We start from the raw sequence: 20,372 nt of genomic DNA on the forward strand, positions 1-20,372 counted from the left end.
CCCGCCCCGCAGCCCTCACCCGCCAGGACCGCATCCCGCGGCCGTCGTCCCCCAGGAGAGCACCCATGCCACGTGTCGTGGTCCACGTCATGCCCAAGCCGGAGATCCTCGACCCGCAGGGCAAGGCCGTCGCCGCCGCGCTCCCCCGCCTGGGCTTCGAGGGCATCGCCTCGGTCCGTCAGGGCAAGCGGTTCGAGCTCGAGGTCGAGGGCGAGGTCACCGAGCAGGTGCTCGCCTCCCTGCGCGAGGCCGCGGAGACCCTGCTGTCCAACCCCGTCATCGAGGACGTCGTCTCGATCGACGTCGAGGACGCCGCCGACGGGAAGGCGCAGGCCTGATGCGCATCGGTGTGGTGACCTTCCCGGGCACGCTCGATGACCGGGACGCGCTGCGCGCCGTGCGGCTCGCCGGCGCCGAACCCGTCGCGCTCTGGCACGGAGAGGGCGACCTCAAGGACGTCGACGCGATCGTGCTGCCCGGCGGCTTCTCCTACGGCGACTACCTGCGCGCCGGCGCCATCAGCGGATTCGCCCCGGTGATGGAGAAAGTGGTCGACGCCGCGACGGGTGGGATGCCGGTGCTCGGCATCTGCAACGGCTTCCAGATCCTGTGCGAGACGCACCTGCTGCCCGGCGCGATGATCAAGAACGCCCATCGTGCGTTCCTCTGCCGCGACCAGCCGCTCACGGTGGAGAACACCCGCACCGCCTGGACCAGCGGGTACGAGGCGGGCCAGGTGATCCGCATCCCGCTGAAGAACCAGGACGGCCAGTACGTCGCCGATGAGCGCACCCTCACCCAGCTCGAGGACGAGGGCCGAGTGGTGTTCCGCTACGCCGCCGGCGCCACCCACGGCCCCGCCGGTTTCGAGGCCAACCCCAACGGGTCACGCCACGACATCGCCGGGATCACCAACGCCGCCGGCAACGTGGTGGGCCTGATGCCGCACCCGGAGCACGCGGTCGAGGCCGGTTTCGGTCCGGACCAGCCCGGTGAGGGCACCCGTTCCGGCACCGACGGCCTGACCATGTTCACCTCGGTGCTGAGCAGCCTGGTCGGCTGACCACTGCGGCCGCGCCGCCGCACGGGACCGCCGCACCGCGGCACCGGGCCGCAGCGCTGCCGCACCACCGGGCCACCGCACCGCCGGGCCACCGCACCGCCGTACCGCAGCGCCGCCGCACCACCAGGATTGTCAGGATCCGAACCAGAATCTGCTCGAGAATGGTACGGATCCTGACAATCCGGTGCCCGTGACAATCCGGTGCCCGTGGGACGTGGCCGGTCAGCGCACCGCGCTGAGCACGGTGAAGCGGCGGTCGCGGGCGCGCTGCTGCACGGCGCCGACGCGGGCCTCGAGCTCGGCGCGGTAGCGGAGGTGGGAGTTGTGGACGAACCACAGCTGCCCGCCGGGACGCAGCACGCGGGCCGCCGAGTCCAGCAGACCGTGCACGAGGGTCGCGTCCACGACGGTGCCGTCGTGGAACGGCGGATTCAGCACCACCAGATCGACGCTGCTGTCGGCCACCTGGGAGAGGGACTCGTCCCAGCTCACACGCACCCCCTCGCGGGAGAGCCCCGACGCCTCTAGGGTGGCGCGGGTGGAGGCGACCGCCTCGGCGTCGTCATCGCTGCCCAGCACCTCCGCCTCGGGCAGCGCGGCGGCGAGGTGAGCGGTGAGCAGGCCGTTGCCGCTGCCGAGGTCCACGGCGCGCTCTGCGGAGATCTCACCCTCGACGAGTGCCCGATCCAGCGCCTCCAGCAGCAGCAGGCTGCCGGCGTCGGCCCGGGAACCGCCGAAGACCCCGCCGCTGCCGCGCAGCGCCAGTTCGCGCGGCTGCCCGTGCACACTCACCGTCACCGCACCGGCGATGGGTTCCGGTGCAAGAGCCTCCGGGCGCGGGCCGGAGGCGATCAGTGCACGGGACTTGCCCACGCCCCGTGAGGCACGGACCTCGGTGAAGGAGCCGGCCAGCACCTCGTTCTGGGAGCGGGTCATGTGCTTGACGCGACCGCCCGCGACGAGGGTCAGGTCCTCGCGCCCGCCCTGGCCGGCGAAGCGGGCGAGGCGGCGGGCGAGGTCCTCGAGCCCGGCGAGGGACTTGGGCAGGCGGGCGAGCACGAGGTGGGCGTCGGCCTCGGCGGCGAACTCCTCCAGCGGGAGGGGGTCCGCCCCGGCCGCGAGCACCAGCCGGCCCGCACCCACCGCGGAGGCGAAGCGTTCGGCGAGCGCGGAGGTCTCGGCGCGCGAGGCGCTCCAGGACCAGACCCGGGCCTCCGGCTGCTCAGCGAGCGAGTCGAGGGCAGCGGAGGTCAGCTCACCGGTGCTGTCGGCCACGACGATCAGGTCGCAGGGGCAGCCGGTGAGGCCCTCCTCTCCGGCTGCCTGCAGGATCACCCGCTCTGTCTGGTCGGGCGCGGCCGTCGGGGCCGGGCCGGGATGCTGTGCGGCGCCGCTGCTGGGCTCGTCGGCGCTGGTCATATCGGTGCTGGTCATATCGGTGCTGTCCGTCTCTGCGCTGTCCGTCTCTGCGCTGTTCATGTCGGTGCGGGTCACGTCGTCCTTCGAAGGGTGGTCCGTCACGGGGGTCCGTCGACGGTCGGGATGGGGTCGGGTGGTCATGCGGAGATCCCGCGCCGGCCGCGGGAGCGCAGGCGACCGTGCGGCAGCGCTGGTGCCGGCAGGGCGTCCGGGGTGCTCGCGGCGAACGGCCCGAACTGCTCGTCCTGCTCCGCGAGGCCTCCGCGCGCGAGGACGGTGTCCGCGATCGGTGCGGACTCGAGAGGATGCTCGACCCCGATCTCCGCCTGGTAGCGGGCGCGGAACTGTTCGATCTCCTCGTGGGTGCGACCCACGAAGTTCCACCACATGATGATGTCCTCCCCCAGCGGCTCGCCGCCGAGCAGCATCACCCGCAGGTCCTCGCCGGTCTCGGCGCGGATGGTCAGCTGGGCAACGCCGTCGGGCAGCATCATCAGCTCCCGGCTCGCGATCGTGCTCTCGTGCTCTTTCATCGCGAGCGGCGAACCCGCCGGCAGGCCCGTGCTCGGCAGATCGGTGCCCGGCAGGTCAGCGCGGAGCTGTGCGGCACCGCGATCGACGAGCAGTCCGTACTCATGCCCGGGGTCCAGATCGATGCGCAGGGAGGTGCCCGCCCGCAGATCCAGCTGGGCCATGCTCAGCGGGATGTCGGTCCGCACCTCGCTGCGGTCCTCGAGCACGACGCCGTCCTCCGTGGTGGCGCGGAACTCCCCCAGGCCCACGCGGGCGCGAGCTCCGCCGGTCCCGATCTGGCGGGGGGCGGAGACCTCGAAGTCCGGGTCGCGGAAGCGCGAGCGGTCCGGCAGCGCGTACCAGAGCTGGACGCCGTGCAGGATCGTGGTGTCGGCGACCGAGAACTCGGAATGGGAGATGCCGGAGCCCGCCACCATGATGTCCACCTCGCCGGGTCGGATCAGGGCGTGGCTGCCGAGCGAGTCGCGGTGCGTGATCGCGCCCTCGAACAGCCAGGACACGGTCGCCAGGCCCGTATGCGGGTGGCGGGGCACCTGCATGCCGCCGGAGGCGGAGAGGTCGTCGGGACCGAAATGGTCCACGAAGCACCAGGCGCCGATGAGGGAGGTGCGCCGAGCCGGCAGGGTGCGGTGGACCGTCATGCCGCGGGGGCCGCCGAGCGGCACCTCCCGGGGCTCCAGCAGCACGAAATCCTCGAAGGGGCTCATGGGGCGAGTCTAGAGAGCCCAGCTGTTGGCAGCACCCTGCCCGGGGCTGTGGAGTGAGGGGCCTCGCCGAGGGGCAGCGCCACGGCCGCGGGGGCTGCTCCGCCGACCCGGCAGAGGCACATCGATCGCCGTCTCCCTCTCCCCCGCGGCGGCGCGGCGTGCGAGCATGGAACAGTGCGTGATGCACATCATCCCGGTGTCCGCTCCGCCGGTCCGACGGAGACCGGATCCGGGGGCGCCCAGCGACCCCGAGGAGATCCTGATGACCCGCTCTTCCCTCCGCACCACCGTCGCCGCCGCCCTGGGCGTCGCCGGCACCGCCGTCGGCGCTCTGGCGGCCCATGACCTGACACAGAAGCGCCACACGATCCTGCGCATCTATCCGGTCATCGGCCACATGCGCTTCCTGCTGGAAGGCCTGCGCCCGGAGCTGCAGCAGTACTTCATCGAACGCAACTGGGACGGCAGACCCTTCGACCGCGACATCCGCAGCATCGTCTACGAGCGCGCGAAGGGCATCCACGGCGAGCAGGCCTTCGGCACCGAGCGCGACGTCAACGCCGCCGGGTACGAGTACCTCGTCCACTCCATCCACCCGGCCCCCGAGCCGGAGTCCGTCCCGCGCGTGCAGATCGGCGGCCCGGACTGCGCCCGCCCGTACTCGATGGCGCTGCTGAACGTCTCGGCCATGAGCTTCGGCGCGCTGGGTGCCAACGCGGTGCGCGCCCTGAACAAGGGTGCGCAGATGGGCGGCTTCGCCCAGGACACCGGCGAGGGCTCGCTCACCCCGTACCACGAGGAGATGGGCGGCGATCTGATCTGGGAGCTGGGCACCGGTTATTTCGGCGCTCGCACCGAGGACGGCCGCCTCGATGAGGAGATCTTCCGGGAGAAGGCCACCAAGGACCAGGTCAAATGCATCTCCGTGAAGCTGAGCCAGGGTGCGAAGCCCGGTATCGGTGGAGTGCTGCCGGCGCCCAAGGTCTCGGCGGAGATCGCCGAGATCCGCGGCGTGCCCGAAGGGGAGAAGTGCGTCTCCCCCGCCTCGCACTCCATGTTCGACACCCCTGTGGGGCTCATCGAGTTCCTCGTCCGGCTGCGGGAGCTCTCCGGTGGCAAGCCCGTCGGGTTCAAGCTCTGCGTGGGCAGCAAGGTCGAGGTGCTCTCCCTGTGCAAGGCGATGCTCGAGGTCGGGACCGCACCGGACTTCATCATCATCGACGGCTCCGAGGGCGGTACCGGCGCAGCCCCGCTGGAGTTCGAGGACCATATGGGGATGCCGCTGACCCAGGGCCTGATGACGATGCACAACGCCCTGGTGGGGGCTGGTTTGCGGGACCGCATCCGGCTGGGGGCCTCCGGGAAGGTCGCCGCCGGCAACGACATCGTCAAACGGATGATCCAGGGCGCGGACTTCACCAACTCCGCCCGCGCGATGATGATGGCGATCGGCTGCATCCAGGCCCAGCGCTGCCACACCGGCCGCTGCCCCACCGGGGTCACCACCCAGGACCCGTATCGTCAGCGGGGCCTCGTCGTCGAGGACAAATCCGTGCGGGTGACGCAGTACCAGCAGGGAACGGTCGCCGAGGCCGTGAAGCTGATGGCGGCGATGGGGGTGTCCAGTCCCGCGGAGCTGCGCCCCTGGATGCTGCGTCGCAACCTCTCCCAGACGGCCAACGCCTCCTATGCGGAGCTGTACGAGTGGTTGGAGCCGGACCAGCTGCTCACCGACCCGCCGGAGGACTGGGCCGCGGCCTGGACCGCTGCCTCGGCGCAGTCGTTCCGCACCCATCACTGAGGCCCGGATCACCGAAGCACCCGGACCGGGCAGCGGCGAGGCCGCTCCCCTGAGCGCTCGATCGAAGGAGACACCATGACCACCATCGCCGAGAGCATCGTCCAGGCCCTCACCGACCACGGCGTCACCCAGATGTGGGGCGTCGTCGGCGATGCCCTGAATCCGATCACCGACGCGATCCGGCACGAGCCGCGGGCCACCTGGGTCGGGGTGAGGCACGAGGAGGCCGCGGCCTTCGCCGTCGGTGCGCAGGCCCAGGTGACCGGGCGCCTCGGGGTGTGCATGGGCACCGTCGGGCCGGGGTCGATCCACCTGCTCAACGGCCTCTATGACGCCAAGAAGTCCCACGCCCCGGTGCTCGCGATCCTGGGCCAGGTCCCCAGTCCCGAGATCGGCAGCGAGTTCTTCCAAGAGGTCGACAACCATCGTCTCTTCGCCGACGTCGCCGTCTTCTCCCGCACCGTCACCGATCCCGCCCAGATGCCGCTGCTGCTCGAGCAGGCGGTCAACGCCGCCTACGACGGGCCGGGCGTCGCGGTGCTCACCGTCCCCGGGGACATGGGCTCGCAGAAGCTCCCCCACGGCTCGCGGGAACCGGTGATCGCTCCGCCCGCGACACCGGCGACGGCCGCTGCGGCCTCGATCGATGCGGCTCGCGAGGTGCTGCGCGAGGCGGAGCACGTCACCCTGCTGGTCGGCATCGGCGCGCAGGAGGCCCGCGGCCCGGTCCTCGAGCTCGCGGAGCGGCTGCAGGCCCCGATGGTGGTCACGCTGAAGGGGAAGGACACCTTCGACGAGGCCAATCCCTTCGAGGTGGGCCAGTCCGGGCTGATCGGGAACCCGGCGGCCCAGCACGCATTCGACAAATGCGACGTCCTGGTGCTGATCGGCACCGATTTCCCCTACCGCGAGTGGTACCCGGAAGGGAAGACGGTGATCCAGCTCGATCGGCGTCAGGCCCACATCGGGCGCCGCACCGCGGTCCAGCACGCGATGGTCGGTGATGCCGGTGCCACTGTACGGGCGCTGCTGGACGGTGATCTCCCCGCCCGCACGGACACCACCCATCTCGACCGGGCCCGCCGCCGCTACCTGACCTGGCAGTCGGAGCAGGAGCGGCTGGTCGATCCCGACCACGATGAGGACTCCCTGCTGGGGAAGGTGCGCAGCGTCCTGGACAACCCCGAGGAGCTGATCCGTCCCGAGGTGGTCGCCGCCGCACTGGATCGGCATGCGGCCGCCGACGCCGTGTTCACCTCTGACACCGGGATGTCGACCGTATGGCTCTCCCGCTTCGTGCGGATGACCGGCGGGCGACGCCTGCTGGGATCCTTCAACCTCGGCTCGATGGCCAATGCGCTCCCGCAGGCGCTCGGCGTCCAGGCGCTGGACCGCGAGCGCCAGGTCATCTCGTGCAGCGGCGACGGCGGACTGATGATGCTGCTGGGGGACCTGCGGACCGCGGTGACCTATGAGCTGCCGGTCAAGGTGCTGGTGTTCGACAACGGCCGGCTCGGGATGGTCAAGCTCGAACAGGAACAGGGCGGCCTGCCGGAGTTCGGCACCCGGCTGGACAACCCCGACCTCGCCCGGGTGGGCGAGGCCATGGGGCTGGCCTCCCGTCAGGTCTCGGATCCCGACGGGGTCGACGACGCCGTGACCTGGCTGCTCGGCCAGGACGGCCCCGCCCTGCTGGACGTGAGGACGAACCCCGAGGAGATCTCCCTGCCACCGAAGGCGACCGTCGGGCAGGGCTGGGGCTTCGCGATCGCGAAGATCACCGAGAACCTGCCGCCCCGCTGACGCGGGCCCTCACTGCCAGGTCGCGGTCTCCGGATCGACGCCCTGGGCCCGGGCGCTCTGCTCGATCACGCGCCGCAGCCAGGCGGCGAGTCCCTCGGCGCGCTCGTCGTAGTGGGCGGCGAAGCGCGGATCCTCGGTGTACATCCGTGCCAGCACCACCTGCATCGCCGGCGTGCAGTCGTAGTGACGGGCGATGGTGGCCCGATGCCGTTCGGCGAGCGCGTTCGCCTCCTCGCCGCCGGGTGGGACGCCACGGCCGAAGGCGTCGGCGAGCGCCGCCTCGACAGCATCGGTCTCGTCCTTGATCTCCTGCCACTGCGCGGCATCCCAGTCCCGGGTGCGGGCCGCTGATTGCTTCCAGGCCTCGGTGCCGCCCCAGCGCTCGCGCGCCTCCTCCTGGTAGGCGGGGTCCCAGTCGGTGCCGAAGATGCGGGCCTGCTCCTCGGGGCTGAGTCGGGTGCTGCTGTGGTCCATGTCGGTCCTCTCGATCATCTCGTCGACGGCGCGTGCCGTCTTCTCGAGCCGGCGGATCCGTTCCTGAAGCAGGGTCCGCTGGCGCTGGAGGTGCTCGCGCGGGTCGGCGGAGGGATCATCGAGGATCCTCCCGATCTGCGCGAGCGCCAGACCGAGCTCGCGGTAGACGAGCACCCGGTGGATCCGGGCCACGTCATCGGCGTCGTACAGGCGGCACCCCGACCAGCTGCGCCCGCCGGGGCGCACCAGGCCGATCCCGTCCCAGTGGTGCAGGGTGCGGACGCTGACGCCGACCAGGTCGGCGACGCGCCCTACGGTGAGGTCCTCATGCACTGTCGTCTCGGTCATGGGGACCACGCTCCTGCCTGACGTCGCGTGAGGGTCAAGCGGGATCGTCGGGCCGTGTCATCGAGCTGCGCCATCCCCCGATCCTCCCGCAGCGGCGGCGACGGCGCCAGCGCCCGAATCCGCGCCGCGACCGTACGCTGGCGGCATGACACTTCCCGTCCTGGTCGACTGCGACACCGGCATCGATGATGCGATCGCCCTGAGCTATCTCGCCGCGCATCCGCAGGCGGAAGTCGCCGGCATCGTCTCCACCGGCGGCAACGTCGAGGTCACCGCCGTGCACCGCAACAACCTGGTCCTCGCGGAGCTGCTCGGCGTCGACGCGCCGATCGCCCGCGGCGCGGACCGACCGCTGGTGCAGGAGCCGATGTTCGCCGATGACACCCACGGCCCCGGCGGCCTCGGCCATGCCGTGCTGCCCGAGCCCACCCGCCCGGGAGATCCGCGCACCGGCGCGCAGCTGTGGGTCGATCTCGCCCGCGCACGTCCCGGCGAGCTGGTGGGGCTGGTGCTGGGACCGCACACGAATCTCGCCCTGGCCCTGGAGATCGAGCCCGAACTCCCGCACCTGCTGAGGCGTCTGCACTTCATGGGCGGCGCGATCAACCATCGCGGCAACACCGGGCCCACCAGCGAATGGAACATCGCCGTGGATCCCGAGGCCGCCCAGCGCGTGTTCGCCGCCTTCACCGCCGCCGAGCAGCGCCCGGTGATGGGATCGCTCGAGGCGACCGAGACCGTCCGCTTCACCCAGGAGGCCCTGGACCGCTTCGAGGAGCTCGCCGCCGTCACCGGGCATCCGGTGGCTGCGATCCTGGGGGAGGCGCTGCGCTTCTACTTCGAGTTCCACCAGGCCGACGGGTTCGGCTGGATGGCGCATGTCCACGACCCGCTGGTCACCACCCACGCCATCACCGGGGACTTCGCGAGCACCCGTCCGCTCGCCGTGGACGTCGAGCTGGCCGGGACGCTCACCCGAGGCCAGACCGTCGGCGACGAACTGGGGCGCTGGGGCCGCACCCCGAACCTCGAGGTGCTCACCGCGGTGCGGCCCGAGGAGTTCGTCGAGCATCTGCTGGAGACGCTGCGGACCGGGCTGGGCCGGCTCAGCGATCCAGCGTCGTGACCTCGACCGTGAAGCACTGGCGCGGGCCCTTGTCCCCGCGCCCGGCGCGCCAGCCGGTGCAGGTGACGGCGCCCGCGCCCGGATCGTCCTCGTAGGCGACCAGGACGGTGCCCGGGAGTGTCACCGGCGCGTCGAAGGACACGTCCCATCGCAGCGGCCGCGAGAGGTCCGCACGGGACTCGGTGAAGGCCCGCGAGGCGGTGTACATGCCATGCGCGATCGCACGGGGGAACCCGAACGCCTTCGCCGAGACGGCCGAGAGATGGATCGGGTTCACATCCCCGGAGACCGCGGCATAGCGCCGGCCGGTGTCCGCCGGCAGCGCCCAGCGGCCCGTCGGGCGCGGCGGCTCGAAGTCCCGACGGCGGGAGACGACGCCAGCGGCCGACGGTGCGGTGCCGGACGGCTCCCCGGCCGAGGGTGCCTCACCGCGCGCCAGGTAGGTGGAGACATCGGTGGCGATGATCTCCCCGTCCTCGCCGAGGATGGTCGAGACCGCCTCGAAGGTGCGGCCCTTGCGATGCGGGCGCAGGTCCCGCACCCGGCACTCGACGTCGACCAGCTCGCCCACCTGCACCGGTCGGTGCTGGAGCACCTGGTTGCGCAGATGCACCAGCCCCAGCAGCGCGAAGGGGAAGTCCCGCCGGGCCATCAGCGCGAGCGAGAGCGGGAAGGCGAGCACATGCAGCACTCCCGGGTGGACCAGGTCGGTGGCCGGGCCGCCCATCAGATGGTCGAAGTCTCGGGCGCGCTCGGCATCGATCCTCACCCTGCGCACCCGGTAGGCGAGCCGGGGAAGCACCGGCTCCCCCGTGGTCTTCCCACCGCGACCGCCTCGACCGGGGCGGGGGTCCAGCGCCGCGGCGTAGATCGCCGGGAAGGAGGGGAGGTCGGCGAGGTCCTTGATCTCCTCCGTGGACCCGTCGGCGGGGCCCGTGCCTGCGATGCGGGACATGGCGCTCACTTCCCCACCATGTTCTGACCGCACACGCGCAGCGTCTCGCCGCGGATCCCGCCCGCCTCGGCGGAGCACAGGAAGGCGATCGCCTCGGCGACGTCCACCGGCAGGCCGCCCTGCTGGAGGGAGTTGAGCCGGCGTGCGACCTCGCGGGTCAGCGCCGGCATCCTGGCGGTCATCTCGGTCTCGATGAAGCCGGGGGCGACGGCGTTCGCGGTGCCGCCGAGGGCCTCGAGCCGTGCGGCGAGCGCATCGACGAAGGCGATCACCCCGGCCTTCGAGGTCGCGTAGTTCGTCTGCCCGCGGTTGCCGGCGATCCCGCTGGTGGAGGCCAGCGACACCACGCGCGGCTGCTCACCGAGCACGTCCCCGGCCTCGATCAGCGCCTCGGTGAGGGTGATCTGGCTGGTGATGTTCACCGCGAGGACCGGGTCCCAGCGGTCCGGGGTCATATTGGCCAGCAGCTTGTCGCGGGTGATGCCGGCGTTGAGGACCACCGCGTCCAGGGTCAGGCCCCGGCCGCGGAGGAAGGAGACCAGGCGCTCGCCGGCCCCCTTCGAGGTGACGTCCAGCTGGATCGGCACCGCGCGCAGCTCATTGGCCAGGCGGGAGAGCTCCGTGCCGGCCCCGGGGACATCCAGCACCACGAGCTGGGCGCCGTCGGCCGCGAGCGTGCGCGCGATCGCCGCTCCGATGCCGCGCGCCGCCCCGGTGACCAGTGCGGTGCGGCCCGCCAGCGGCAGCGAGCGGTTCTCGGTCGCGCTGCCGGCCTCGCCGGAGACGGTGAGGAGCTGTCCGGTGATGAAGGCGCTGCGAGCGGAGAGGAAGAATCGCAGGGCGCCGATCGTCGCCGGGGCGTCCAGCGCCACGCCGTCCTCGACCAGGACGCCGTTGGCCGTGCCGCCGCCGCGCATCTCGTGGGCGAGCGAGCGCAGGAAGCCCTCGACGCCGCCGCGGGCGGCTGCGCGGCCCGGGTCCTCATCCCCGGCGGGACGGGAGATCGTGACCACCCTCGCGCCGGGGGCGAGGGAGCGCATCGCACCGGCCAGCGGCAGCATGATCGGCCCGATCTCCGCCGGGGAGGAGATCTCGTCGAGCACCACGATTACGGAGCCGACGCGGCGGAGCTCCTCGAAGCGGCGGCGCACGTCGGCGCCCTCCTCCAGGAGCAGATGGGCGATCCGGTCGGCGCCGGCGGAGTCGCCGAGCACCACGACCGGACCGAGCACCGGCTCGGGACGGTCCTGGCGGCGCAGGAGCCGTGCGGGCCGGGGTAGGCCCAGCTGCTTGGCCAGGGCCCCGCCGGGGGCGGAGCGGATGAAGCGGGTGTAGGCATCGGTCATGGGGACCTCCGGGTCGAGAGTACGGTCGCGGGCGGCAGCGGTGCTGGTCCCGCGTCAGTCGGTGACGGACTCGAGCAGCACGACGGTGCCCTGCCCGGCAGCGGCGCACACCGAGATCAGGCCGCGCTGGACGATCCCGGTCTCCTTCGCCCGTTCGTGCAGGAGCTTGGCCAGGGTCGCGACCAGGCGGCCGCCGGTGGCGGCGAAGGGATGGCCGGCGGCGAGGGAGGAGCCGGCGACGTTGAGCTTGGCACGGTCGATGCTGCCGAGGGCTCCGCCGCGACCCAGCCGTTCCCGACAGAACTCCTCGGACTCCCAGGCCTTCAGGGTGGTCAGCACCGTGGAGGCGAAGGCCTCGTGGATCTCGTAGAAGTCCAGATCCTGCAGGGCCAGATCGTTGGCGTCCAGCAGTGCGGGCACGGCATAGGCCGGGGCCATCAGCAGACCCTCCTCGCCGTGCACGAAGTCCACCGCGGCGCTGCGCGCATCGACCACCCGGGCGAGCGGGGTCAGACCCTTCTCGGCCGCCCAGTCGGCGCTGCCCAGCAGCACCGAGGAGGCGCCGTCGGAGAGCGGGGTGGAGTTCCCGGCGGTCATGGTGGGCTCAGCGACCTCCGGGGACTTCGTGCCGAAGACGGGCCGGAGCGAGCCGAGCTTCTCCAGCGTGGAATCGGGGCGCAGGTTCTGGTCCCGGGAGAGGCCGCGGTAGCCGGTGACCAGGTCGTCGAAGAAGCCGGCGTCGTAGGCGGCGGCGAGCTTCTGGTGCGAGGCGAGCGCGAGCTCGTCCTGGGCCTCGCGGGGGATGCCCCACTCGGCGGTGGTCTGCGCCTGGTGCTCACCCATGGACAGCCCGGTGCGGGGCTCGCCGTTGCGGGGCGGGACCGGTGCGAGATCCGCGGGCCTGATCGTGCTGAACGCCGCGATCCGCTGCATCGCGGTCTTCGCCGCGAAGGCGCGGTGGAGGATCCGGCGCAGCCGCGGGGTGACCTCGATCGGGGCATCTGAGGCGGAGTCCACACCGCAGGCGATGCCGGAGTCGATCTGACCGAGCTGGATCCGGTTGGAGACGTGGATCAGGGTCTCCAGGCTGGTGGCGCAGGCCTTGGACATGTCGATCGTGGGGGTGCGCGGGTCCAGCGGGGTGCCCAGCGCGCTCTCGCGGGTGAGGTTGAGGTCCCCGGCGAGCTTCAGCACGGCGCCGCCGGCGACCTCGCCGAGCTTCTCCCCCTGCAGGCCGAACCGGGCCACCAGGCCCTCGAGCGCTGCGGTGAGCATGTCCTGGTTGGAGATGCCGGCATAGGGGCCGCCGGAACGGGCGAAGGGGATCCGGTTGCCGCCGAGGATCAGGGCGTCGCGCGGGACGTCGGGATGGGTCACTGTGTGCACCTCTTCGTGGTCGCTGCCCAGCCGTGCTCACTGCTCGAGAGCACGACCGTGCAGGGTCGGAGTACTGCGGGACGGAAGGTCAGCGGGCCCGGCCGACATTCGCAGGCCGTTCCCCGAGGAGACTTTACATAGAACCGGGAGTACTTGATACCCTAGGTTCTGTGAACGCGACGACGCAAGCCCCCGTGGACGGCCGATCGGCCCGCTGGGCCCGCCACCGGGAGGAGAGGCGGGCCGAGCTGCTCGACGTGGCCCGCCACCTCATCCACGAGAAGGGCCCCGACGTGACGATGGAGGACATCGCCGCGGCCTCCGGCACCTCGAAGTCCATCGTCTACCGGTACTTCGAGGACAAGGCGCACCTCCAGCGAACACTGGGCCGCAGCATCCTGTCCTCGATGCACACCAAGCTGCTGGAGGAGATGCGCTCGCTGGAGGCCGAGGTCGGCCGCGAGGCGGGGGCCGACGAGCGCATCCACGCGATGATCCGCGCCTATGTCGAGACCGCGCAGCGCTCCCCCGGCGTGTACCGCTTCGTCACCCGGCCCAGTGACGGGTTGAACCACTTCCTGGCCGCCGTGTCGCGCCTGGTGGCGACGTTCCTGCCGGGGGACATCCCGGCTCCGCAGGTCTGGGCCCACGGCGCCGTGGGCTTCGTCGAGCGGGCGGTCGACACCTGGATGACCTCCCAGGAGACGGCCGTTCAGGGATCCGGCGAGCGCGGGCCTGCCGGGTCGACGAACACCGCTCCCGCCGCCGCGCTTCCCCGCTCCACCTCTGAGACCCACTCCATTCCGCTCACCGCTGATCAGCTGGTCACCCATCTGGTCACCTGGCTCATGAAGGGACTGCACGCATGACCACCGATTCCCGCACCGCTTCCACCCCGGCGAGGGACCGCACCGACGAGTCCACCACCGCCGACCCCACCGGCCCGATCCCGGTCCTGCCCGGCGGAGCCCCCCGCCTCGACGTCGCTCAGGTCTCCGAGGCGCTGCTGGGCCGGTGGTCCGAGGCCCGCCTGGCGGCCCGCGAACGCGCCGCCCGCCCCGAGCTGCACCGACCGGTGGATGCCAGCGTCGCCGAGCACCGTGAGCGCGTCTTCCAGCAGCTGCAGATCCTGGTCGACGACGACGTCTCGCATCCGATGCTGCCCGAGCACCTCGGCGGGCCCAACGACAACGGTGCCAACGTCGCCGGCTTCGAGGAGCTGGTCGTCGCCGACCCCTCCCTGCAGATCAAGGCCGGGGTGCAGTGGGGCCTGTACACCTCGGCGATCATCCAGCTGGGCAACGAGCAGCAGCAGCAGGCCTGGGTACCGGCGGCGATGAGCCTGGAGACCCCCGGCGCCTTCGCCATGACCGAGATCGGGCACGGCTCCGATGTGCAGTCGCTGGCGACCACCGCCACCTATGACCCCACGGGCGGGGACGACGGGGAATGGGTGATCCACACCCCGTTCCGCGCCGCTTGGAAGGACTACCTGGGCAATGCCGCGATCCATGCGAAGGCCGCGACGCTGTTCGCGCGTCTGATCACGAACGGTGTGGACCACGGCGTGCACTGCTTCTACGTGCCGGTGCGCGACGCCGAGGGCGAGCTGCTGCCGGGCGTCTTCAGCGAGGACGACGGTGAGAAGGGCGGACTCAACGGCATCGACAACGGCCGCCTGGCCTTCGATCAGGTCCGCATCCCCCGCACGAACCTGCTGAACCGCTACGGCGACGTGGCGCCCGACGGCACGTACACCTCCCCCATCGAGTCCCCGGGACGGCGCTTCTTCACCATGCTCGGCACCCTCGTGCAGGGCCGGGTCTCCCTGGACGGCTCGGCGATCCGCGCCAGCGAGCTCGCGCTGCACATCGCGATCACCTACGCGACCCAGCGCCGTCAGTTCAGCGCCGCCGATCCCACGCAGGAGACGGTGCTGATGGACTACCAGGCCCATCTGCACCGCCTGCTGCCCAAGCTCGCCGCCACCTATGCCGGCGCCTTCGCGCATGAGCAGCTGCTGCAGGCCTTCGACGACGTCTTCTCCGGCAGGGCGGATGACCCGGAGTCCCGCGAGGATCTCGAGACGCTCGCCGCGACGCTCAAGCCGACCTCCACCCGCCTCGCGCTGGACACCATCCAGGAGTGCCGGGAGGCCTGCGGCGGAGCCGGTTTCATGGCCGAGAACCAGCTGGTGGGCCTCCATCAGGACTTGGACGTGTATGCCACCTTCGAGGGTGACAACACCATCCTGCTGCAGCTGGTCGCCAAGCGGCTGCTCTCGGACTACACCGATGAGCTGCGCAACGTGGACCGGTCCGGGATCGGTCGCTTCATCGCCCAGCGCGCCGAGGTGCTCGCCAAGCGGCACACTCCGTGGGCGCGCCTCGGCCAGAGCGTCAGCGACCGCGGCAACGCGCGCCGTGCCTTCGATTCGATGCGCCAGGCCGAGTTCCAGGAGGAGCTGCTCGCCGATCGTGCCCGGGTGAAGGTCGAGGAGGTCGCGCTCGCTCTGCGGGGCGCCGCGAAGATGAGCCCCGCGGATGCTGCCGCCGAGGTCAACAAGCATCAGGTGGAGATGCTGGATGCGGCCCGCGCCCATGCGGACCTGGTCAACTGGCGCGCCTTCACCCGCGGCATCGAGGGACTCGAAGGACCCGGAGCCGAAGGCTCCCGCACCGTGCTCACCGACGTGCGGGATCTGTTCGGGCTCACCGCCATCAACGACGACCTGGCCTGGTTCCTGCTCAGCGGCATGATCTCCACCCAGCGCGGCCGGCAGATCGAGAGCGACCTGCGCCGCCTGCTGTGGCGGCTGCGCCCGCACGTGCTCGACCTGGTCGCCGCGTTCGACGTGCGCCCCGGCCACGTGCGCGCGCCCATCGCGCTGGGCGACGAGCAGGAGCGGCAGGACGAAGCGGCCGCGTACTTCCGTGCCCAGCGGGCCAGCAGCGACTCCCCCATCAGCGAGAAGACGCTGCGCGATCGGGAGAAGAGAGCGGGCCGCGCGGCACGGAAGGGCTGAGCCGCACCTGGCCGGTCATCGCACCACCGTCCCGGCTCAAGCGGCCGTCGCCAGCTCTCGGACCTGCGGCCGCAGTCGATCGAGCGTCCGATGCCAGCGGTTCGCCGGCAGTCCCGGATGCAGCAGCGCAATCCCGGTCGCGAACTTCGAGATGCGCTGTGGACGGTGGTGCGACCGCCAGAGCGCGCGATCGACCGCTCCCGGCGCCGCCGCAGCCTTCGTCTCCAGCACCACCAGATCGTCCAACAGGTACGGCCGCAGGTCCGTGCCGCGCCAGACGAGCGACTCGTCGAGCGTGACTCGGGAGCCCTCGGAGCCCACCAGCAGGGTCGTGCGCCGGTAGGTCGTCTCGAGCGCGGGGAGCAGCGGGTCCTCAGGCACTGCCACCCCGGCGTCCTCCAGGCGAGCTGCGACATAGGCGGCGTCCTGTGCCGGGAGGGGATCGCCGCCGAGCAGCGCGGAGGCGGCCCCGGACGGAGAGGCCGCCTCCTCCCGCACCTTCTCCGTATCGCCCCGCCCCGTGCGGGTCTTGACCTCGAGGAATGAGGTCCCGGCATCGACGTACTCCCGCCGACGCACCTTGAAGCGGCGTCGACGTCGGGTGGCGGCGGTGCGGTAGGAGAGCAGATCCGGGGTGTCGTAGTACAGGGAGCGGTAGGCGAAGGTGCGCTGCCGGTCGATGTCCAGGACATGCAGATCCTCGGCCAGGTCCTGGAGGACGCGCTCCGCGTCAGCTGCCGGCACGAGGTACTTGCGATCCGTCCGGGTCATCAGTGCGGCGCGCTCGGCCATCGCCCCGAGGTCGATCCCCGGGAGCGCGGCTGCGAGATCATCGAAGCGACCCCTGATCCGGGGAGGGCACGGAGCAGTCATCGGCCGACCCCGGACAGGACCGGCATCTCGTCCACGGCGTCCACGGAATGCTCGCGGTCGCCACGCTCCCCCGCTGCGCGGCGGAATCGGACGTCGACGGCGGTCGAGTCGTTGACGAGATCCAGGCGGGTCACGCTGACCGCGGTGATCCGGGCATCGAGCAGCGCGGCCAGATAGGCACGCAGCTCGTGGGGATCCCGGATCGCCCGATCGATGACGATCTGCTGACGCTGATGGCCGCGCAGCAGCGCGGGATGATCGATGATCGCGATCGCCAGCACGACCAGCCCCATGAACGACAGCGACAGCGCCACGGGAGCGACGCCGAGCCCGCCCAGCAGGCCGAGTGCGAGCATCGCGAAGTAATAGGCGATCTCGTGCTGGGCCAGCTCGTCCGAGCGCAGTCGGATGATCGAGAGCACGCCGAACAGTCCGAGTCCGACACCGGCACCGACCTCCGCGGCCGCGAGCACCGCCGAGACGGCGAGCACGCCGACGTTGATGCCGAAGAACGCGACCACGAGATCGCGGCGGTAGTGGCGACGCCAATACAGTCCGAAGGTCAAGATGATCGCGGCGACGAGATCTGCGGCGATCAGCATCAGGGTCTCGAGGTTCATGGAGGAACTCCTCACAGCACTGGGTCGGCAGCTGAGGCGCGACCCGGGGGACGGGGACTTTCGGTCAGCAGGGGCGGGCACGTCATCCGGGACGACGCGGAACGGATCAGAGCCGGCACCGATAGCTGTCGTGCAGCGTGCGGTCGCCGTCCTGCTCACCTCCTGGATGAGGCGCGCCGGATGCGTCGCCTGAGCAGCGCCGCCTCTGACGGACCCGTGTCACGGTAGATATGGCCGATGAGGCGCAGGTGAAACGGGGATGAGGAGCTTCTCAGAGAGACCCGGCGGGCGTGCGCCGTGCGTGCCGGCGTCGCGGCGACCGCTCCCGACCGCCGTCACCGTCCTCGGCTCTGACCGTGTCGGCGCTCACCCTCGCCGGGTGCCGTGGGCACCGCCGCCCGGTCGGGCGCTGCGATCGTAGACTGGGGGGACCGCAGCGCACCGCGCTCGCTCCTCAGCGTCGGCGACCGCCCACGCCCCGCACCCTCGTGATGAACGGATTCGACCCCGCGATGACCGCTGACGACGCTCGCCCTTCCACCCCCGACTCGCTCGGAGACGTCGATACCACCGAGCACGCCGCCCGCACTCCTGAGACCCCCCAGCCCTTCAAGGACCTTGGTCTGAAGGACGACGAATACGCGAACATCCGTGAGCTCCTGGGCCGCCGGCCCACCAACGCGGAGCTGGCCATGTACTCGGTGATGTGGTCCGAGCACTGCTCGTACAAGTCCTCCAAGAAGCACCTCGGCACCTTCGGCGAGCACACCACCGAGAAGATGCGCGAGAAACTGCTGGTGGGCATGGGCGAGAACGCCGGCGTGGTCGACATCGGCGACGGCTGGGCAGTGACCTTCAAGGTCGAGTCCCACAACCACCCCTCCTACGTCGAGCCGTATCAGGGCGCGGCCACCGGCGTCGGCGGCATCGTGCGGGACATCATCTCGATGGGCGCCCGCCCCGTCGCCGTGATGGACCAGCTGCGCTTCGGCGCGATCGACCATCCCGACACCGCCCGGGTGGTCCACGGCGTGGTCTCCGGTGTGGGCGGGTACGGGAACTCGCTCGGCCTGCCGAATATCGGCGGCGAGACCGTGTTCGATGCCGCCTATCAGAGCAACCCCCTGGTCAACGCGCTCGCCCTCGGTGTGCTGCGCCATGAGGACATCCACCTCGCCTCCGCCACCGGCGCCGGCAACCAGGTGGTCCTGTTCGGTGCCCGCACCGGCGGGGACGGCATCGGCGGCGCTTCCATCCTCGCCTCGGAGACCTTCGAGGAGGACGGCCCGGTCAAGCGGCCGAGCGTCCAGGTGGGCGACCCGTTCATGGAGAAGGTGCTCATCGAGTGCTGCCTCGAGCTGTTCGCCGCCGGTACCGTCGAGGGCATCCAGGATCTCGGTGCCGCCGGGATCTCCTGCGCCACCAGCGAGCTGGCCGCCAACGGCGGCTCCGGCATGCACATCCACCTCGAGGAGGTGCTGCTGCGCGACCCCAGCCTGAACGCCGGGGAGATCCTGATGAGCGAATCCCAGGAGCGCATGATGGCCGTGGTCAGCCCCGAGAAGCTCGATCAGTTCCAGGCGATCGCCGCGAAGTGGGACGTCGAGGCGGCGGTGATCGGTGAGGTCACCGGCGACGGCCGCCTCACCATCGACCACCACGGCCACCGCATCGTGGACGTGGATCCGACCACCGTCGCCGTCGACAGCCCGGTCTACGACCGCCCCTACGCCCGGCCCGAGTGGCAGGACGCACTGCAGGCCGATACCGCCGAGGCCCTCCCCCGCCCCGGCACCGCCGAGGAGCTCGCCGCGACGCTGCGCACCCTGATCGCTTCCCCGAACCTGGCCTCCAAGGGCTGGGTCACCGACCAGTACGACCGCTATGTGGGCGGCAACACGGCGCTGGCGATGCCCGATGACGCCGGCGTGCTGCGGATCGATGAGAGCACCGGCCGCGGCATCGCCCTGGCCACCGACGCGAACGGTCGGTACACCAAGCTCGACCCGCGCGCAGGCGCGCAGCTGGCGCTGTCCGAGGCCTACCGCAACGTGGCCACCTCCGGTGCGGTGCCGCTGGCGATCACCGATTGCCTGAACTTCGGCTCCCCGAGGACCCTGGCCCCATGTGGCAGCTGGTCGAGGCCATCGGTGGTCTCGCCGAGGCCTGCGAGACCCTCGAGGTCCCGGTCACCGGCGGCAACGTCTCGCTGTACAACTCCACCGGCGAGCCCGGGCTCATCGACTCCGCGATCCACCCCACCCCCGTGGTCGGCGTGCTCGGCGTGTTCGAGGACGTCGCCCGACGGGTCCCCTCCGGCTGGCAGGGCGAGGGAGAGTCGGTGCTGCTGCTGGGCACCACCCGCGAGGAGCTCTCGGGCTCGGCCTGGGCCGATGTGGCCCACCAGCACCTCGGCGGGCTGCCGCCGCAGGTCGATCTCGAGGCCGAGCGCTCGCTGGCCAGCGTGTTGATCACCTCCTCCGAGCAGGGCCTGGCCTCTGCGGCTCATGACCTCTCCGAGGGCGGGCTCGCCCAGGCTCTGGTCGAGTCCGCGGTGCGCTTCGGGTCCGGTGCCCGGGTCGATCTGACCGGCCTGCTCGAGCGCGACGGCGTGGATCTGTTCACGGCGCTGTTCTCCGAGTCGCAGGCGCGCGCCCTGGTCGCGGTGCCGGCGGCGCAGGAGGAGCGGTTCACCGCCCTCGCGGCCGAACACGGCGTTCCCGTGCTGCGCCTGGGCACCACGGGCGGTGACGATCTCGACCTCGACGGGGTCGGCGGATTCGCCGTGGACGAGCTGCGGGAACTGCGGGAGGCGACCCTCCCCCGCTACTTCGGCTGACGCCGCGCGATCCCCCGCAGAAGGGGCCGGACCGTCGGACATCTGCTCGGCGGGCCGGCTCC

15 protein-coding genes and 1 pseudogene are annotated in these 20,372 nt (G+C 71.5%); 8 read left to right on the forward strand and 8 right to left on the reverse strand.

Annotation, left to right across the window (positions count from 1 at the left end; genetic code table 11):
* Window positions 1-65 precede the first annotated feature (65 nt).
* Together purS and purQ are read left to right on the forward strand one after the other, a co-directional pair.
* Window positions 66-338, forward strand: a complete 273-nt coding sequence (purS, locus tag CFK39_RS04055; protein WP_089064381.1) for a phosphoribosylformylglycinamidine synthase subunit PurS — start codon at window positions 66-68, stop codon at window positions 336-338.
* A complete protein-coding gene (gene purQ, locus CFK39_RS04060) occupies window positions 338-1,063 on the forward strand; it encodes a phosphoribosylformylglycinamidine synthase subunit PurQ (protein WP_089064382.1) in 726 nt (241 codons plus the stop codon). Before purS ends, purQ begins: the two co-directional genes overlap by 1 nt.
* A 222-nt stretch (window positions 1,064-1,285) precedes the next feature.
* On the opposite strand, the gene CFK39_RS04065 is transcribed toward purQ, so the two are convergent.
* Entirely contained in the window at window positions 1,286-2,557 is a 1,272-nt protein-coding gene (locus tag CFK39_RS04065; protein WP_245822907.1) for a class I SAM-dependent methyltransferase, read from the reverse strand.
* A 62-nt stretch (window positions 2,558-2,619) separates the two neighbouring features.
* Window positions 2,620-3,723 (reverse strand): pirin family protein, encoded by a 1,104-nt coding sequence (locus tag CFK39_RS04070; RefSeq protein ID WP_089064383.1) that lies wholly within the window; start codon window positions 3,721-3,723, stop codon window positions 2,620-2,622.
* Window positions 3,724-3,985: 262 nt separating this feature from the next.
* On the opposite strand from CFK39_RS04070, the gene CFK39_RS04075 reads away from it, so the two are divergent.
* Window positions 3,986-5,524 carry an FMN-binding glutamate synthase family protein gene (locus tag CFK39_RS04075; protein WP_089066282.1) on the forward strand — a complete coding sequence of 513 codons (1,539 nt, stop codon included), beginning with the start codon at window positions 3,986-3,988 and terminating at the stop codon, window positions 5,522-5,524.
* A gap of 75 nt (window positions 5,525-5,599) precedes the next feature.
* Complete coding sequence (locus tag CFK39_RS04080; protein WP_089064384.1) at window positions 5,600-7,327, forward strand: thiamine pyrophosphate-dependent enzyme; 1,728 nt, start codon at window positions 5,600-5,602, stop codon at window positions 7,325-7,327.
* Window positions 7,328-7,336: 9 nt separating this feature from the next.
* Here CFK39_RS04080 and CFK39_RS04085 read toward each other — a convergent pair whose 3' ends face one another.
* Window positions 7,337-8,149, reverse strand: a complete 813-nt coding sequence (locus CFK39_RS04085) for a MerR family transcriptional regulator (protein ID WP_089064385.1) — start codon at window positions 8,147-8,149, stop codon at window positions 7,337-7,339.
* Window positions 8,150-8,294: 145 nt separating this feature from the next.
* Here CFK39_RS04085 and CFK39_RS04090 point away from each other — a divergent pair, with 145 nt between their 5' ends.
* Window positions 8,295-9,275, forward strand: a complete 981-nt coding sequence (locus CFK39_RS04090; RefSeq protein ID WP_089064386.1) for a nucleoside hydrolase — start codon at window positions 8,295-8,297, stop codon at window positions 9,273-9,275.
* On the opposite strand, the gene CFK39_RS04095 is transcribed toward CFK39_RS04090, so the two are convergent.
* Genes CFK39_RS04095 through CFK39_RS04105 form a run of 3 tightly spaced genes read right to left on the reverse strand, consistent with a single transcriptional unit; the run spans window position 9,256 to window position 12,953 of the window.
* On the reverse strand, window positions 9,256-10,230 hold the full coding sequence (locus CFK39_RS04095; RefSeq protein ID WP_089064387.1) for a MaoC/PaaZ C-terminal domain-containing protein: 975 nt from the start codon (window positions 10,228-10,230) through the stop codon (window positions 9,256-9,258). The two genes, CFK39_RS04090 and CFK39_RS04095, sit on opposite strands and share 20 nt — an antisense overlap.
* Before the next feature lie 5 nt (window positions 10,231-10,235).
* The gene (locus CFK39_RS04100) at window positions 10,236-11,576 is read right to left on the reverse strand and encodes a 3-oxoacyl-ACP reductase (protein ID WP_089064388.1); all 1,341 of its coding nucleotides are present in this window, start codon (window positions 11,574-11,576) and stop codon (window positions 10,236-10,238) included.
* Window positions 11,577-11,630: 54 nt separating this feature from the next.
* Window positions 11,631-12,953 carry an acetyl-CoA C-acetyltransferase gene (locus CFK39_RS04105; protein WP_089064389.1) on the reverse strand — a complete coding sequence of 441 codons (1,323 nt, stop codon included), beginning with the start codon at window positions 12,951-12,953 and terminating at the stop codon, window positions 11,631-11,633.
* A 170-nt stretch (window positions 12,954-13,123) separates the two neighbouring features.
* Here CFK39_RS04105 and CFK39_RS04110 point away from each other — a divergent pair, with 170 nt between their 5' ends.
* A complete protein-coding gene (locus CFK39_RS04110; protein WP_089064390.1) occupies window positions 13,124-13,822 on the forward strand; it encodes a TetR/AcrR family transcriptional regulator in 699 nt (232 codons plus the stop codon).
* The gene (locus tag CFK39_RS04115) at window positions 13,819-15,978 is read left to right on the forward strand and encodes an acyl-CoA dehydrogenase family protein (RefSeq protein ID WP_089064391.1); all 2,160 of its coding nucleotides are present in this window, start codon (window positions 13,819-13,821) and stop codon (window positions 15,976-15,978) included. Before CFK39_RS04110 ends, CFK39_RS04115 begins: the two co-directional genes overlap by 4 nt.
* Window positions 15,979-16,014: 36 nt before the next feature.
* Here the strand turns inward: CFK39_RS04115 and CFK39_RS04120 are convergent, their stop codons facing one another.
* On the reverse strand, window positions 16,015-16,851 hold the full coding sequence (locus CFK39_RS04120) for a polyphosphate polymerase domain-containing protein (RefSeq protein WP_089064392.1): 837 nt from the start codon (window positions 16,849-16,851) through the stop codon (window positions 16,015-16,017).
* The gene (locus CFK39_RS04125; RefSeq protein ID WP_089064393.1) at window positions 16,848-17,471 is read right to left on the reverse strand and encodes a DUF4956 domain-containing protein; all 624 of its coding nucleotides are present in this window, start codon (window positions 17,469-17,471) and stop codon (window positions 16,848-16,850) included. Before CFK39_RS04125 ends, CFK39_RS04120 begins: the two co-directional genes overlap by 4 nt.
* 512 nt (window positions 17,472-17,983) lie before the next feature.
* On the opposite strand from CFK39_RS04125, the pseudogene purL reads away from it, so the two are divergent.
* Window positions 17,984-20,310, forward strand: a pseudogene (gene purL, locus CFK39_RS04130) (phosphoribosylformylglycinamidine synthase subunit PurL).
* The last annotated feature ends 62 nt before the right edge of the window (window positions 20,311-20,372 follow it).

Source organism: Brachybacterium avium, from assembly GCF_002216795.1.
GTDB lineage: Bacteria > Actinomycetota > Actinomycetes > Actinomycetales > Dermabacteraceae > Brachybacterium > Brachybacterium avium.

Excerpts from the sequence above, each read along its gene's own strand:
- purS (WP_089064381.1), top strand. The coding sequence starts at position 66 with ATGCCACGTGTCGTGGTCCACGTCATGCCCAAGCCGGAGATCCTCGAC.
- purQ (WP_089064382.1), top strand. The coding sequence starts at position 338 with ATGCGCATCGGTGTGGTGACCTTCCCGGGCACGCTCGATGACCGGGAC.
- CFK39_RS04070 (WP_089064383.1), bottom strand. The coding sequence starts at position 3,723 with ATGAGCCCCTTCGAGGATTTCGTGCTGCTGGAGCCCCGGGAGGTGCCG.
- CFK39_RS04075 (WP_089066282.1), top strand. The coding sequence starts at position 3,986 with ATGACCCGCTCTTCCCTCCGCACCACCGTCGCCGCCGCCCTGGGCGTC.
- CFK39_RS04080 (WP_089064384.1), top strand. The coding sequence starts at position 5,600 with ATGACCACCATCGCCGAGAGCATCGTCCAGGCCCTCACCGACCACGGC.
- CFK39_RS04085 (WP_089064385.1), bottom strand. The coding sequence starts at position 8,149 with ATGACCGAGACGACAGTGCATGAGGACCTCACCGTAGGGCGCGTCGCC.
- CFK39_RS04090 (WP_089064386.1), top strand. The coding sequence starts at position 8,295 with ATGACACTTCCCGTCCTGGTCGACTGCGACACCGGCATCGATGATGCG.
- CFK39_RS04095 (WP_089064387.1), bottom strand. The coding sequence starts at position 10,230 with ATGTCCCGCATCGCAGGCACGGGCCCCGCCGACGGGTCCACGGAGGAG.
- CFK39_RS04100 (WP_089064388.1), bottom strand. The coding sequence starts at position 11,576 with ATGACCGATGCCTACACCCGCTTCATCCGCTCCGCCCCCGGCGGGGCC.
- CFK39_RS04115 (WP_089064391.1), top strand. The coding sequence starts at position 13,819 with ATGACCACCGATTCCCGCACCGCTTCCACCCCGGCGAGGGACCGCACC.
- CFK39_RS04120 (WP_089064392.1), bottom strand. The coding sequence starts at position 16,851 with ATGACTGCTCCGTGCCCTCCCCGGATCAGGGGTCGCTTCGATGATCTC.
- CFK39_RS04125 (WP_089064393.1), bottom strand. The coding sequence starts at position 17,471 with ATGAACCTCGAGACCCTGATGCTGATCGCCGCAGATCTCGTCGCCGCG.